Annotated in this window: 9 protein-coding genes and 1 riboswitch; of the genes, 6 read left to right on the forward strand and 3 right to left on the reverse strand. The window is 66.9% G+C overall.

Translation table 11 applies throughout. The features are described from left to right. Nucleotides 1–45: 45 nt before the first annotated feature. Complete coding sequence (locus EZ304_RS11085) at nt 46–1,473, reverse strand: DcaP family trimeric outer membrane transporter (protein WP_142807074.1); 1,428 nt, start codon at nt 1,471–1,473, stop codon at nt 46–48. 245 nt (nt 1,474–1,718) lie between these two features. On the opposite strand from EZ304_RS11085, the gene acs reads away from it, so the two are divergent. The 3 genes from acs (at nt 1,719) to EZ304_RS11100 (ending at nt 5,417) form a co-directional block, all read left to right on the forward strand. Beyond that, complete coding sequence (acs, locus tag EZ304_RS11090; RefSeq protein WP_142807075.1) at nt 1,719–3,662, forward strand: acetate--CoA ligase; 1,944 nt, start codon at nt 1,719–1,721, stop codon at nt 3,660–3,662. A gap of 79 nt (nt 3,663–3,741) precedes the next feature. Next, the gene (locus tag EZ304_RS11095; RefSeq protein ID WP_006477308.1) at nt 3,742–4,407 is read left to right on the forward strand and encodes a response regulator transcription factor; all 666 of its coding nucleotides are present in this window, start codon (nt 3,742–3,744) and stop codon (nt 4,405–4,407) included. 255 nt (nt 4,408–4,662) lie between these two features. Beyond that, nucleotides 4,663–4,752, forward strand: a riboswitch (yybP-ykoY riboswitch). 89 nt (nt 4,753–4,841) lie between these two features. After that, entirely contained in the window at nt 4,842–5,417 is a 576-nt protein-coding gene (locus EZ304_RS11100; RefSeq protein WP_142807076.1) for a manganese efflux pump MntP family protein, read from the forward strand. Nucleotides 5,418–5,463: 46 nt separating this feature from the next. Here the strand turns inward: EZ304_RS11100 and EZ304_RS11105 are convergent, their stop codons facing one another. Both EZ304_RS11105 and EZ304_RS11110 read right to left on the reverse strand, forming a co-directional pair. Further along, nucleotides 5,464–8,910 carry a hybrid sensor histidine kinase/response regulator gene (locus tag EZ304_RS11105; RefSeq protein ID WP_099554352.1) on the reverse strand — a complete coding sequence of 1,149 codons (3,447 nt, stop codon included), beginning with the start codon at nt 8,908–8,910 and terminating at the stop codon, nt 5,464–5,466. Nucleotides 8,911–9,045: 135 nt separating this feature from the next. Beyond that, a complete protein-coding gene (locus tag EZ304_RS11110; RefSeq protein ID WP_142807077.1) occupies nt 9,046–11,193 on the reverse strand; it encodes a S46 family peptidase in 2,148 nt (715 codons plus the stop codon). A 126-nt stretch (nt 11,194–11,319) separates the two neighbouring features. Here EZ304_RS11110 and EZ304_RS11115 point away from each other — a divergent pair, with 126 nt between their 5' ends. From EZ304_RS11115 to EZ304_RS11125, 3 genes are read left to right on the forward strand one after another with little or no spacing between them, the layout of a single operon-like run. After that, nucleotides 11,320–13,008, forward strand: a complete 1,689-nt coding sequence (locus EZ304_RS11115; RefSeq protein WP_099554348.1) for a molecular chaperone HscC — start codon at nt 11,320–11,322, stop codon at nt 13,006–13,008. Beyond that, nucleotides 13,005–14,462, forward strand: a complete 1,458-nt coding sequence (locus EZ304_RS11120; protein WP_142807078.1) for a J domain-containing protein — start codon at nt 13,005–13,007, stop codon at nt 14,460–14,462. The genes EZ304_RS11115 and EZ304_RS11120 overlap by 4 nt, the downstream gene beginning before the upstream one ends. Then, nucleotides 14,459–15,706 carry a heat-shock protein gene (locus EZ304_RS11125; protein ID WP_142807079.1) on the forward strand — a complete coding sequence of 416 codons (1,248 nt, stop codon included), beginning with the start codon at nt 14,459–14,461 and terminating at the stop codon, nt 15,704–15,706. The genes EZ304_RS11120 and EZ304_RS11125 overlap by 4 nt, the downstream gene beginning before the upstream one ends. The last annotated feature ends 4 nt before the right edge of the window (nt 15,707–15,710 follow it).

Raw genomic sequence — 15,710 nt, forward strand, 5'->3', positions numbered from 1 at the left:
GTCGGTACTCAATTCGGTAGGTGCCGGCCGCTGGCCGGCACGCTCTTAGAAGCTGTACTTGGTGGTGAACTGCAACCGGGTGATGTCACCCTTGTTTCCGTTCTCCACTTCGCGACGGCCGTACATCAGCTCGGCGCCGATATCGACCTTGGGCAACGGCGAGTAGAAGATGTTGCCGCGGATGCTCTGCACGCTCTTGGTCACCAGCGGGCCGAGGATGCTGTCGTTGTCGTAGTCGCTGCGCGCGTAGATCAGGTTGGTGCGCAGCTTCGACGAGAACGCATGCCGCCAGCCCACGTAGCCGGCAAGCACGCCGGTCGGGTTGAGCTCGTCGCGGGCCACGTCGTAGGCACTGTCGGCGGTGATGCCCAGGCCGATGTAGCGGGCGATGCCTTCGCCACCGGTCAGCTGGTAGTGCAGCGAATCGCTGTCACCCATCACCCACTTGCCGCCCAGGGTCAGGCCGCCGGCCACCTTGTCGGCCTTGGCGCCGGTGGCCTGGTTGTCGACCTTCAGCTGACGGACGATACCGCCGACACCGAAGGTGCCCCAGTCGCCCTTCCAGCCATAGCGCATGGTCAGATCGGGCAGGCTGCCACGGTCGGAGTTGGCGCTGGCGTTGGTCCATGCCCCGGTGACCGGGTTGCGGGTACCGGTGAGGGTGGTGGTTTCCGGGTTTTCCAGCGCGACGCTGAAGCCGCCCTGGGTGTAGCGCACCTGGGCCTGGCGCACGAAGATCACGCCGTCGGTGGGGCCGACGAAGTCGACCGCTTCGGGCAGTGCGGCCGCGTCCATGAAGTTGGACCAGGTCTGGCCGGCCATCCAGTTGTTCCAGTACATGTAGGCGTGGCGCAGGGTCACACCGTAGGTATTGGTGGCGGTCTGGTTGCCCAGCGAGTTGCCGAAGAAGTCCATCTCGAAGAACGCACCGGCCTTGTTGCCCGATTCGCTCACGTTGTCGATGCCCAGGTTGAAGCGCGAGAACTTGGCGTGGGCATTGAAGTCGGTGCCCGAACGCTTGCCGCTGCCGCCGGCGCCTTCCACCGGGGTCTGGCCCGGCAGGTACAGCGAGCGGCCGGTGGCGTCGTCGGCCAGCTGGCCGTCACTGGTCTGGGTGGCGAGGAAGTCGGCCTTGATGAAGCCGCCGATCTTGACTGTGGTGCCCGGCGCCGCGCCCGGGGTGATGGTGGTGACCTGGATCGGCTGCTTGCCGGCCGGCACCGAGGCGACCGACTTCTGCTCGGCCTGCACGGTGCGGACTTCGGTCACTGCCTGCTGGGTCTGGCTGATCTGGGTCTGTTGTTGCTGCTGCGAAGACAGCAGCAGCTGGACCTGGCGTTCCAGTTCGGCAACGCGTGCTTCCAGCGCCTTCTCTTTGGCGGTCTCTGCGAACGCCATGCCCGGTGCGACCAGGGCGACCAACAGGCAGGCCGCCAAAGGTGTGCGCACGGCTTTCAACGTACGGTGGCTCATGTTGCCCTCTCTCCCAAGTGGCAAGGTGATGCCGCGCGTGGGGCACGGTCGAGCCGAGACTGCGGGGCGATTATGTATAGCGGCTATTCGCCATTGGTCGAACCCGGCCCTGCAGGGCGCTCACTTTCGACCATGGTCTAACCAAGGTGGTGACGCGACCGGGGGTGGATGGGGCAAACTGAGGGGGATCGGTCGCCGCAATGCTGCGACCGCACACACAAAGTCAACGTGCAAGTGAGGGTGCCATGGCTGATATCTACCCCGTCGATCCGCAGTTCGCCGCCAAGGCACGCATCGACAAGACGTCCTACGAACAGCAGTACCAGGCTTCGCTGACCGACCCGGATGGTTTCTGGGGCAAGGCCGCCGAGCGCCTGGAATGGATGCGCAAGCCGACGAAGATCAGGAACGTCAGCTACGACCTGTCCGATTTCCACATCAAGTGGTTCGAGGATGGCGAGCTCAATGCCAGCGTGAACTGCCTGGATCGCCAGCTCGAGAAGCGCGGCGACAAGACCGCGCTGCTGTTCGAGCCGGACAGCCCGGATGCGCCGGCCCAGCACGTGACCTATCGCGAGCTGTACGAGCGCACCTGCCGCCTCGGCAACGCACTGCGCAACCTCGGGGTCAAGAAGGGCGACCGCGTCACCATCTACCTGCCGATGATCGTCGACGCCGCGGTGGCCATGCTGGCCTGTGCGCGCATCGGTGCAATCCACTCGGTGGTGTTCGGTGGCTTCGCACCGAACTCGATCGCCGACCGCGTCAGCGACTGCCAGAGCAAGCTGATCATCACCGCCGACGAGGGCTTGCGCGGTGGTCGAAAGATTCCGCTGAAGGCCAACGTCGATGCCGCGCTGAAGCTGCCGGGCACCAACACGGTTGAAACCGTGCTGGTGGTGCGCCACACCGGCGGCGCGGTGGACATGCAGGCCCCGCGCGACCGCTGGTTCCACGACGTGGTGGACAGCCAGCCGGCCAGCTGCGAGCCGGAACGCATGAATGCGGAAGACCCGCTGTTCATCCTCTACACCTCCGGTTCCACCGGCAAGCCGAAGGGCGTGCTGCACACCACCGGCGGTTACCTGCTGTACGCGGCCTACACCCATGAAGCGGTGTTCGACCTGCGCGAGGACGACATCTACTGGTGCACCGCCGACGTCGGCTGGGTCACCGGCCACAGCTACATCGTGTACGGGCCGCTGGCCAACGGCGCGACCTCGCTGATGTTCGAAGGCGTGCCGAACTACCCGGACACCTCGCGCTTCTGGAACGTCATCGACAAGCACAAGGTCAGCATCTTCTACACCGCCCCGACCGCCATCCGTGCACTGATGCGCGAAGGCGAGGAACCGGTAAAGAAGACCTCGCGCGCGTCGCTGCGTCTGCTCGGCAGTGTCGGCGAGCCGATCAATCCGGAAGCCTGGCGCTGGTACTACGAAGTGGTCGGCGACAGCCGCTGCCCGATCGTCGATACCTGGTGGCAGACCGAAACCGGCGGCATCCTGATCTCGCCACTGGCCGGTGCGATGGATCTGAAGCCGGGTTCGGCCACCCTGCCCTTCTTCGGCGTGCAGCCGGCGCTGGTCAATGCCGATGGCGAGATCCAGGACGGCCCGACCGAGGGCAACCTGATCATCCGTGATTCCTGGCCGGGCCAGATGCGCACGGTGTACGGCGACCACCAGCGTTTCATCGATACGTATTTCCGCACCTACCCGGGCAGCTACTTCACCGGCGACGGTTGCCGCCGCGACGAAGACGGCTACTACTGGATCACCGGCCGCGTCGATGACGTGATCAATGTGTCCGGCCACCGCATCGGCACCGCCGAAGTGGAAAGCGCGCTGGTCTCGCACCCGAAGGTGGCCGAGGCGGCCGTGGTCGGCTTCCCGCACGACGTGAAGGGCCAGGGCATCTACGCCTACGTCACCCTGGTGGCCGAAGAGGCCCCGAGCGACGAGTTGCAGAAGGAACTGGTTGCCTGGGTGCGCAAGGAGATCGGCCCGATCGCCACGCCGGACCACCTGCAGTGGGCGCCGGGCCTGCCGAAGACCCGCTCGGGCAAGATCATGCGCCGCATCCTACGCAAGATCGCCGAGAACGCGCCGGACCAGCTCGGCGACACCTCGACCCTGGCCGATCCGTCGGTGGTGGCGTCGCTGGTGGACGAGCGCAAGGTGCGCTGACGTACGACCCGGGGTCGGATCCCTTTCCGCAAGGAAAGGGCTCCGACCCCATCTGCTTTCCCCACGGTTCCCCCCGACCATGACCACCCTCCTGATTGCCGATGACCACCCGCTGTTCCGCGAAGCCCTGCGCGGCGCCGTGCAGCGGGTCATCCCCGGCGTGCAGCTGTTCGAGGCCGACAGCGTGGAAGCGCTGTACGCGCTGGCCGATCAGCACAACGACGCCGACCTGGTCCTGATGGACCTCAACATGCCTGGCGCACAGGGTTTCAACGCGCTGGTGCACATGCGCTCGCTGCACCCGCACCTGCCGGTGGTGGTGGTGTCCGCGCGCGAAGAAGCCACGGTGATGCGCCGCGCGCTCGACCACGGCGCGCTGGGCTTCATTCCGAAGTCTGCGGATTCGGACACCATCGGCCATGCACTGGGCACCATCCTCGATGGCGAGACCTGGGCACCGCCGGAAGCGCACAACGTGCCGCCCACCGGCAGCGAAGAACGCGAAGTCGGCCAGCGACTGCGTGAGCTGACCCCGCAGCAGTTCCGCGTGCTGCAGATGCTGGGCGCAGGCCGCTTGAACAAGCAGATCGCCTACGACCTCAACGTTTCCGAAGCGACGATCAAGGCCCATGTCACCGCCATCCTGCGCAAGCTGGGTGTGACCAACCGCACCCAGGCCGTGCTGATGGCCGGCAAGCTGGCCATCGACGACGACGCCATCGTGCTGCCGCCGGAAGAAGACTGAGGGTAGTGCCGGCCGCTGGCCGGCAATCCCCCTGAAACGTGCGACATCATCTGAAACCACACTGGTAGGTGCCACGCTTGCTTGGCACGCTGCCCTGCCGGCCAGCGGCCGGCACTACCGCATCCCCGGTGGGTGCCAAGCTTGCTTGGCACGCCTTTGCTTCGCCCTGTTATAGCCATCGCTATACAAACCAGCCCTGCCTGCGCGTTTCGCTGGAAATGCGCCACGCGCGAATCGCGGTGCTAAGCTTCGCGTCCCCTTGGGGAGTAGCCGGATTCCTTCGCAGGAATCGTCCACGTCAACATACTCGGCCAGTGCGCCGTGGCGTGGACAACCATGATGGTTGGCGAGACCAGCGGCCCGCGCGCGCAACGTCAGGTTGGGCGCGAGCGCAGGCCGTGCGTCCGTCCCAGCCCGACCTTCAGCAGCCGCCCATGTCCCCCATTTCGATCCTCCTGATCGGCTTTGCCATGTCCACCGATGCCTTCGCCGCGGCGATCGGCAAGGGTGCGGCCATGCGCAAGCCGGTGTTCCGCGATGCACTGCGTGCCGGCATCATCTTCGGCGTCATCGAGGCGATCACGCCCATCATCGGCTGGCTGCTCGGCCGTGCCGCCCTGCAGTACGTCGAAGCCTTCGATCACTGGATCGCCTTCGGCCTGCTCGGCGCGCTGGGCATCCACATGATCTACAACGGCCTGCGCCCGGACAGCGACGAGGCAGATGAAGATCCTTCGCAGCATCACGGCTTCTGGAAGCTGGCGCTGACCGGCTTCGCCACCAGCATCGACGCGATGGCGGTGGGCATCGGCCTGGCCTTCATGGACGTGCATATCGGCGTGATGGCCGCGGTCATCGGCCTGTGCACGCTGACCATGGTCACCGCCGGCATCATGCTCGGCCGCGTGCTGGGCAGCATGGTCGGCAAGCGTGCCGAGATCATCGGCGGCGTGATCCTGGTGATCATCGGTGCGACGATCCTGTACGAACACCTGCACGGCGTGGGGTAACGCGTCGAGAGCGAGCGATTGCGTGGTTGCCGGCCAGCGGCCGGCACTACTGCGCGTCGCGCAGCGCGCCCAGGAAGGCGCGCAGCGAGGCCGGCTTGATCGGCTTGGTCAGCACGCGATAGCCACGTTCGCGTGCCATCCGCTTCAGCTCGTCGCGGCCGTCGGCGGTCAGCAATGCGCCTGGCAGCACGTAGCCGGCGGCTTCGCGCAACGCCACCAGCGCGTCCAGGCCATCCATGCGGTCGTGCAGGTGGTAATCCACCAGCATCACCTGCGGGCGCTCGGCAATCTTCTCCAGCGCCTGGTCGACGGTGGCAGCGGTGATCACCTGCACCTGCCAACGGCCGAGCAGCGCGCGCATGCCGTCGAGGATCTCCTCGTCATTGTCCACGCACAGCACGCGCAGGCCGGCCAGCGAATCGCTGCGCACCGGCGCAGTCACGGCCTGTACCGGCGTGGCCAGCTCGGTGTAGCCCGGCAGCGGCGCCACCCGCGGCAGGATGATCGAGAACATCGACCCGCTGCCGACGCGGCTGCGGGCATTGAGGCGATGGTCCAGCAGTCGCGAGATGCGCTGGCAGATCGACAGGCCCAGGCCCAATCCCTGCTCGCCCCAGTCGAACGGCTGCTGGTAACGATGGAACTCGTCGAAGATCTGCCGCATGTGGTGTTCGGGAATGCCGGGGCCGGTATCCCACACCTGCAGTTCCACTTCATCGCCGCGATGGCGTACCGCCAGCACGATGCGCCCCTGCCGTGTGTAGCGCAGCGCGTTGGCCAGGAAGTTCTGCAGCACGCGGCGCAGCAGGCGGCGATCGCTGCGTACCCAGGCCGGCCGCGCGAACAGGTCCAGGCGCAGGCCACGACCCGCAGCAACCGGGGTGTACTGCGCGGCCAGTTCGCGCATCAGCGCGCTCACGTCGAACTCCCCGATGACCGGGTGCAGGCCACCTGCATCCAGGCGCGACACGTCCAGCAGGCCATCGAGCAGTTCCTCGGCCGCACGCAGCGAGGCATCCACACGCTCGGCCAGGTGCTTCTGCTCATCGCTCACATGGTCGCTGTCACGCAACGCCGATGCGAACAATCGTGCAGCGTTCAATGGCTGCAGCACGTCGTGACTGATCGCCGCCAGGAAACGGGTCTTCGACTGCTGCGCGACCTCGGCCTCGTGCGAGCGCTCGGCCACGCGCTGCTCCAGCGTCTCGTTGGCCTCCAGCAACGCCTTTTCCGCGTGCTTGTAGTCAGTGATGTCGTTGTAGCTGGTCACGTAGCCACCACCGGGCAGTGCCTGGCCACGCATCTCGATCACCTTGCCATCGCTGCGGGTGCGTTCGAACACATGCGGCGAACCGGCTCGCATGTAGCCGATGCGACGGTTGATCTGCACCTCGATATCACCTTCGCCCAACTCGCCGCGCTCGGCGTTGTAGCGGATCAGGTCGGCCACCGGGCGGCCCACGTAGAGCATGCCGTCGGGGTAGCCGAACATGTCCTGGTAGCGGCGGTTCCATGCAGTCAGGCGCATGTCCGGATCGACCACGCTGACCCCGGCGCTGATGTTCTCCAGAGTCGTCGACAGGATTTCCCGGTTGAAGCGCAGCTCCTGCCCGGCTTCGTCCAGCACTGCTACCACTTCGCCCAGGTCCATGCCCGAACCACGCAGCAGGCTGGTCAGCAGCAGGCGTGCCGACGCCGCACCAATCGACGCGGCCAGCAGGCGTTCGGTGAACTGCACCCACGGCCGGTCCGCAGGCGCCGAGGATTGCAACTCACGGCCCAGCGACTGCGCCTGCTCGAAGAACGAGCGCCGTGCGTGACGTTCACCGACCACGCGCGAGGCCAGTGCCAGCAGGTCGCCCACATGCACATGGCCGGGCCAGCCACCGGCCACCGACGGGCGCTCGGCATAGGGGTCGAGGAACGGCGCCGCACGCAGCCGTTCGTCCACACCGGGGCGCCAGCGCGCAGACACCAGCATCATCGTCGCCGCGTTGACCAGCAGCGACCAGAAGGTGCCGTGGGTGAGCGGATCCCAGCCGGTCATGCCGAACAGCTGCTGCGGGCGCAGCCACTCGATGCCGAACGGTCCGTGCTGCACCCAGGCGGCATCGACCCAGCCGGCCATGGTCATCGCCGGCAGCAGCAGGGTGTACAGCCACGTCGCGAAGCCGAGCAGCATGCCCGTCTCGACGCCACGGCGGCTGGCGCCGCGCCAGTACAGGCCGCCGATCAGGCCCGGCGCGAACTGCGCCACCGCAGCGAACGCCATCAGGCCGTACGAGGCCAGCGTGCTGTCGTTGCTGCTGGTGCGGTAGTAGCTGTAGGCCATCAGCGCCAGCAACAGGATCGCCAGGCGACGGATCCACAGCACGCGCGAGGCAACGTCGGCCGCTTCCTGGTGGTCGCCACTGCGGCGCAGCAGCACCGGCATCACCAGGTCGTTGCTGACCATGGTGGCCAGCGCGATGGACGAGACGATGACCATGCCGGTCGCCGCCGAGAAACCGCCGACATAGGCGATCAGCGCCAGCGCGTTGCGGCCCTCGGCCAGCGGCAGCGCCAGCACCATCGAATCGTCGGCGACGCTGCCACCGGTGCCGAACAGGGTGACGCCAGCGGTGGCGATCGGCAGCACCATGCCCGAGATCACCACCAGGTAGCCGCCGAACATCCAGCGCGCGCGGCGCACGTCGCGCACGTCTCCGCACTCGACCACGGCCACGTGGAACTGGCGCGGCAGGCAGATGATGGCGAGAAAACTGAGCAGTGTCTGCGAGATGAATCCCACCGGCGGCAGGCCGGTGAACAGCGTATGCACCGACTCGACCACCGCGTCGGTGCGGTTGCTCAGCCACAGGTAGGCGAACACGCCCACCGCCACCATCGCCAGCAGCTTGATCACCGATTCGAAGGCGATCGCCAGCATCATGCCGTGGTGGTGCTCGGTGGCGTCGACCTGGCGGGTGCCGAACAGGGTGGCGAACAACGCCATCAGCAGCGCCACGTACAGTGCCGGGTCGGTGAAGAAGCCGGTGGGGCCGGTGTTGCCGGTCAGCACCTGCAGGCTCATCGCCACCGCTTTGTACTGCAGGGCGAGGTACGGAATGATGCCGATCAGCGCGATGATCGCCACCAGTGCCGCCAACCGCCGCGAGCGGCCGAAGCGCGAGGAGATGAAATCGGCGATGGAGACCACGTTCTGGCTGCGTGCGATCAGCGCCAGGCGCTCGATGATGCGCCAGCCGAACAGCAGCAGCAGCAGCGGGCCGATGTAGATCGGCAGATAGCCCACGCCGTTGCGCACGGCGGTGCCGACCGCGCCGTAGAAGGTCCACGACGAGCAGTACACGGCCAGCGCCAGGCTGTAGACCACCGGCCGCAGCCACGGCCGGTCGGGGTACATCGGCCGACGGTCGCCCCACCACGCCACGCCGAACAGCAGCGCAGCATAGGCAACCGAGACCAGCAGCAGGATCCAGCTGGAGACCACGCGCGCGTTTCCGTCGGGAGAACCCGCAGTGTAGGCCAGGCGTGGCCGGGGGTGCGGGCTCGTTGGGGGCAACCACCCCCACCAAGGTGGGGGCCTACGCGGTGCGGGCCACGACCGTTGGTCGTGGCCGGCTTCTTACTGGGCCGGCACGCCCATTTCCTTCAGCAGCTCCGGCGCCGGGTAGACCTTGGCCAGCAGCCAGCGCAGGTAGCGCATGTCCACGTGCACGGCACGCTTGTAGCGCGGGTCGAACCACCAGCTGGCACTGACCGACTCCCAGTTGCTGTCGAAGTTCAGGCCGATCAGTTCGCCCTTGGCGTTGAGCACCGGCGAGCCGGAGTTGCCGCCGGTGGTATCCAGGTTGGTCAGGAAATTGACCGTCTGGGTCTTCAGTGCCGGGTCGGCGGTGCTGCCGAAGTCACCCTTGGCGATCGCGGCCAGCAGCGGCTTGGGTGCATCGAACGGATAGGCGTTGGTGTTCTTCTCGACGATGCCGGCCACGGTGGTCACCGGCGAGTAGGTCACGCCATCGCGCGGGTGCAGCGCCTCGACCTTGCCGTAGCTGATGCGCAGGGTGCGGTTGGCATCCGGGTATACGGCGCGGCCCTGCTTGGCACGCCAGGCGAACAGCGCCTGCATGTAGGCCGGGCGCAGGCGCAGCTGCTCGCCTTCGCGGGTCTTGCTCTCGTTCTCGATGCGCAGCTGCGCGGCCACCAGCGGGCCGGCCACGGCGATCAGCGGATCGGCGGCCAGCGCCTTGCCTTCGCGCGCAGCAGCGAAGCGCGACAGGCGCTGCGCCTCGTCACCCAGCTGGGTGGCGGCGTACAGGGTGTCCAGCGCCTTGGCCAGCTGCTCCGGGGTACGGCCGAACGCCGCGTCGAACTCGGCCACGCGCTGCGCGTCCGGCAGCTTCTGGTAGCGGGTCAGCAAAGTCGTCAGCAGCGCCTTCTCGACCTCCGGTGCGTAACGGCGCTGGACCTGCTTGAGCACGCCTTCGATCATCGCCTGGTCGCGCTGCTGGAAACCGCTCTCGCGCTGCGCGTCCGGCTTGGCCGATTCGATGCGCAGGCGCTCCAGCAGCAGCGCAGAGCGCAGCAGCTGGCTCTGCGCGGCCATCTGGTCCAGCAGCAGGTCACGCTCGCCCACCGCCGCGCCCTGCGACAGGTTGGCCAGCAGCGCCTTGATGTCGGCCTGATATTTGCGGTCGGTCGCGGCCAGCATCGCCGTCTCGTCGGCGGCACGCTGGGCCTTGGCATCGCTGCGCAGCAGGCCTTCCAGTTCACCGGCAGCGCGCTTGCGGTTGTTCTTCAGCGACTGCAGCTGCGAGGCATAGCGGGTGCGCGCCTGCGCATCCTTGGCGCTGGCGGCCTCGATGGTGTCGATCATCTGCTGGAACACCGACACGCGGCGCGGCAGCACAGCATCGATCTGGCCGGCGAATTCGGCCGCGGTGCGGTGGCGGTAGGTGATGCCCGGGTAACCGGCCAGCATCGCGTAGTCGCCTTCCTTCGGGCCTTCCACCGACATCTGCAGGTGCGCCGGCGCCTGGTAGGGCACGTTGTCCTTGCTGTAGGCGGCCGGCTTGCCGTCCTTGCCGACATAGGCGCGCAGCAGGGTGAAGTCGCCGGTGTGGCGCGGCCACATGAAGTTGTCGATCTCGTCGCCGTAGTTGCCGATCGCACGCGGCGGCGCGTACACCAGGCGCACGTCGCTCAGTTCCAGCTGGGCGATGCGGTAGAAGTCGGTGCCGTAGTACATGTTGGCCACCGAGCAGCGCACGCTGCCGTCCTTCTCGCACTCGGCCACGATCTGCTTGCTGGCCGCATCGACGGCATCGAAGTAGGCGCGGCCGGTCTTGCCACCCGCCTGCGCCAGCACCTGGTCGGTCACCTTGTCGAAGCCGACGGTGACCAGCACGCGGAAGTCCGGGTTGGCCGGGCGCTCGTCGGCACGGTCCTTGGCGATGAAGCCACCGTTGATCAGGTCGTGCTCTGGCGAGCTGTTGTACTGGATCACGCCCATCGCCACGTGGTGGTTGGTCAGCAGCAGGCCATCGGCGGACACGAACGAGCCGGTGCCGCCGCCGGCACGCACCACGGCGCTCAGCGGCGGCGCAGTGACATTGGCCAGGTCGGCCGGATTGCCCTTGAAACCTGCGGCCTGCAGCGGCTTGGCCAGTTCCGGCAGCTGGGTCGGCATCCACATGCCTTCATCGGCGTGGGCGCCGGCGGCGAGGGTCAGGCCCAGGGCCAGGGCGGTGGGAAGGGCTTTGCGTGGTGACATGAGGCAATCCGGTACGACAGAACAGCCCGGGACCATAGCCCGTGGGGCGCTGTCGGGCAACGCCCGATAGTCAGGCTTGCGCCGCGCTCCTAGAATTGCCGTTTTCTGCACATCGGACGTTCGCAGATGATCGTCGGCATCGATCTTGGTACCACCCATTCCCTCATCGGCATGCACACGGCAGCGGGGCCGCAGCTGTTCCCCAATGCCCATGGCGAGCTGTTGACCCCTTCGGTGGTCAGCCTCGTCGATGGTGCCGTACTGGTCGGCCAGCCGGCCCGTGACCGCCTGGTCAGCCATCCTCAGCAGACCGTGGCCCATTTCAAGCGCTGGATGGGCAGCGACCGTGAGACCCGGCTGGGTGAGCGCAGCTTCCGTCCCGAGGAGCTCTCGGCCATGGTCCTGCGCTCGCTGCTGGCCGACGCCGAAGCCGCCCTGGGCCGCAAGGTGGAGGAGGCGGTGATCAGCGTGCCGGCCTATTTCTCCGACGCCCAGCGCAAGGCCACCCGCGCCGCCGGCGAGCTTGCCGGCATCCGCGTCGAGCGCCTGATCAATGAACCCACGGCCGCCGCGCTGGCCTACGGCCTGCAGGAGCGTGACGGCGAAGGCCGCGTGCTGGTGCTGGACCTGGGCGGTGGCACCTTCGACGTCTCCATCCTGGAACTGTTCGACGGCGTGGTCGAAGTGCATGCAAGCGCTGGCGACAATTTCCTGGGCGGCGAGGACTTCCTGCAGGTGCTCGTGCAGGCCTTCCATGCCGACCAGCGCACGTCCGCCAGCGACCTGTCCGCTGCCGAGCAGGCGCAGCTGCTGCGTCGGCTGGAACTGTTCAAGCGCGAACTCAGCCAGAACAGCACTGCCAGTCTGCAGTTGCCCCTGGCCGGCAGTGAACGCCATTGGCAGCTGGATGAAGCACGCTACACCCAGCTCTGCGAGCCACTGCTGCTGCGCATGCGCACGCCCATCGAGCGCGCGATCCGCGACGCCCGGCTCAAGCCCGAGGCGCTGGACGACATCATCCTGGTCGGCGGTGCGGTACGCATGCCGATGGTCAGCAAGCTGGCGACCCGCATGTTCGGCCGGCTACCGCTGCGCCACGTCCATCCGGACCAGGCGATCGCATTGGGTGCCGCCGTTGCCGCAGGACTGAAGGCGCGCGACGAATCGCTGCGCGAGGTCGTGCTGACCGATGTCTGCCCCTACACACTGGGCACGCAGGTGTCCCGCCAGGATGTTTCCGGTGGCGAGCGCAGCGGCTATTTCCACCCGATCATCCAGCGCAACAGCGTCGTGCCGGTCAGCCGCGAGGATCGCTTCTACCCGCTGCACGAGCGGCAAAGTGCCATCCGTATCGACGTGTTCCAAGGCGAGAGCCCGACGGTGGATCGCAACATCAAGCTCGGTGAGCTGACCGTCCCGCTGACCCATTCTGTCCCGATGCAGGAGCGCAGCGTCACCGCCCGCTTTACCTACGACGTGAACGGGCTGCTGCAGGTCGAAGTCACCGAGGACACCACCGGCAAGCGCCACGAGCTCATCCTGGAACAGAATCCCGGGTTGCTGTCACCCGAAGAGATCCAGCAGCGCCTGCGCGCACTGGAAGCGCTGAAGATTCACCCGCGTGACGCCCAGCCCAACCTCGCGGTGATCGCCCGCACCGAGCGCCTGTACGAGGAACGCATCCATCACCGCGAACTGTTGCAGTCGTGGCTGAGCAGCTTCCGCCATGTGCTGGAAAGCCAGGATGCCGTTGCCGTCGAGCGCCATCGCCATCAGCTGGACGAGGCACTCGACACTCTCGAGCGCGATGCATGAGCTGGGCACTGCACGTCCTGGAGCTGGACGAGACGGCTGACGAGCGCGCGATCAAGCGCGCCTACGCAAAGCGCCTGCGGGTGACCCGCCCCGACGAGGATCCCATCGCCTTCCAGCACCTGCATGAGGCCTATCAGGCGGCATTGGACTGGGCCCGCCAGGATCCTCTGGCCGATACCGCGGACGAGGCCGAACCGGCGGAGCATGCAGCCGATATCGTCCCCTGGCCGTACGACGTCGACGTGGCATGGGCGCCGCCGGAAACGCGTTCGTACTCACCTCCGTTGCCACCCCGCGGCACGCCTGTGCTGCTGCGCACGGCACCGGTGGTGGAGCTGGAGGGGGTGGTCGATGTACCAGGCCACGCGCAGTTGATCCTGCGCCAGGCCTATCTGTTGCCGGTCGACGACTTCGGCCCCTGGCTGGAGGCCACGCCGGTGCTGTGGTCGCTGCGCTACAAGCCATTGGCGGGTGATGCGCTGCTGGATGAACTGGCACGAAGTCACAACGGCATCAGCGCAGCCAACATGGGTCTGCTCGCACGCTGCTTTGGCTGGGATGATGTACACGATGGCGTGGATCCGGACAGGCTGGCATCGATCCAGTCGCGCGGTCATCGACGCTGGGCCGCCGAGACCGGGAATGCGGCGGAACTGTCGGCACTGCTTGAACGAGAGGGCAGCCTGCGGCTGGGAAAGATCACGGTCAGCCGTTGCCTGAGCTACCTGTCGCAGCCATGGAACCTGCGACGATCCCTCTGGCAGGCGCAGCTGCCCGAGCACATCAATGAAGTCAACGCACTGCTGGATGCCATCGAGTCGGGGGGAAGGGAACAGGTACCCGAGGCATGGCATCCGCAGCAGATCCTGTTCTGGCGAAGTCTTGCCGACGTCTCCCGGCCCAACCGGTGGCGCTGGCAGGTGAACGCGCTGCGTGGCGTGCTGCTGGGCGTCTGCAGCCTGTTGTTCTTTGGTGGAATCGCAGGTGTCTCGTTGGTCCAGGGAAAGGCGGGCGAAGCCGCGATGTTCGTCCAGCTGGGGGCGCTCTTGGGCCTGCTGCTGGCGGTGATGGGAGTACTGTGGGTGCCTGTTCGCTGGGCGCTGCGCCAACTTACGCTTGACCTCACTCATCAGCGTGCAGGGCTGCTGCTGGCCCTGCCGGCGCCGTTGATGGCGATCGGCAGCCTGGTTCTTGTCCATGGCCTGGGCCACCGCATGGAAGGTACGCTGCTGATCTTCATGGCACTGCCCTTGGCGACTGCGCGCCTGTGGCGACGCGTCGGGGCCCGGATGCGGTTCGGAATCCGCCACGCCGTTTTCATGGTGCTTGCCATGCTGATCGCCGAAGCAGGCATCGTTCTCACCCTGCTGCAGTGGGGCGCCGAGTTCCTGCATCGCGCGCGTCGTCACGTGCCGATTGACCGGCTCCCGCCGGCCTCTGGAAACACTGCGTGAAACAGGCGCTGGACGCTCTCGGGCTCGACGCCAGCGCCGACGAACAGGCGATCAAGCGCGTCTACGCGCAGAGACTGCGTGGGGCACGCCCGGACGAAGACCCGGTGGCATTCCAGGCGCTGCACGAGGCTTACCAGGAAGCGCTGCAGTGGGCACGTAACCGCGCGCAATGGCAGGAGGAAAGCAGTGCAGAAGCCCTGTCGATCCCACCTGCAGACAACAGCCCACCCGTCTCATCGCCGCCGTATGACAACCATTCGCCGATGGACCACATGCCGGTGCTGCATCATCCATGCACGCTCGACACCGACATGCCGGACGATGTGGTGGAACCGCCATTGAACCTGCCCCGGTTTGCGCGCCTGCTGATCAATACCGCGGCCGACGCCGACCCGGCCAGCTTCGAGCGCTGGCTGGCCCATCGTCCGGAGCTGTGGTCATTGGCTGACAGGCCACGCATCGGCGACGTGGTACTGCAGCAGCTGCTGCACCAGGGCGGGCCCCTGTGCGAGTCCAACTTCGATCTGCTCAGCCGGTATTTCTGCTGGGATGAGATCCGGGGTGATATCGATCCCTACCGGGTGCGTGCACGACGCAGCCAGCTGCATCGCCACTGGCTGCTGCAGCCGCGCAACCACGCGGCCCTCACCGAAGCACTGGATCGACCGCAGGACCGCGTGTCCGCACAGGAAGCCCATGCCCGCATGGAACGCTTGACCCGACCGTGGCACTGGCTGGAATCGACGCTGTCGGCCTGCGTGCCCGGGCGCGCAGGCACCATGCGGCGCACGATGCAGCATCTGGGGGTGCACACCGTCCGCGACACGCTGGCGCCACTGGACGCAGATCAGATCGCCTTCTGGATGGCGATATCGCAGCCCAGGCACTTCAGTCTCCTGAAGATGCAGGTGGCGATTGTTCGCTGCCTGCTGGGTGCAATGATCGTGCTGGCGGTTCTGGCAGTTCTGGCACTGCTGGGTGATGCCGCGCGACCGCTTGCGCTCAGCACGTCCGGCATGAAACGCGTGGCGATCCATGCCTCGGTGGTCATCGTGGCCGGCGTCGTCATGCTGGCGACCTTCGTGGGATGGACTCCATCGCGAACGGCGTCCGCGCCAGCCCCCGTCGAACCATCGTCGCCGTCCGATGCACTCGGCATGCTCACGCACGGGCCTCGTCCGCGCAGGCCAGCCCCCTCCTTCGCCGTCGTCAGCCAGATGGACCCCGGCACAGAGGGCGGTTGAGTGG

Origin of the sequence: Stenotrophomonas maltophilia (assembly GCF_006974125.1) — a bacterium.
GTDB lineage: Bacteria > Pseudomonadota > Gammaproteobacteria > Xanthomonadales > Xanthomonadaceae > Stenotrophomonas > Stenotrophomonas maltophilia_O.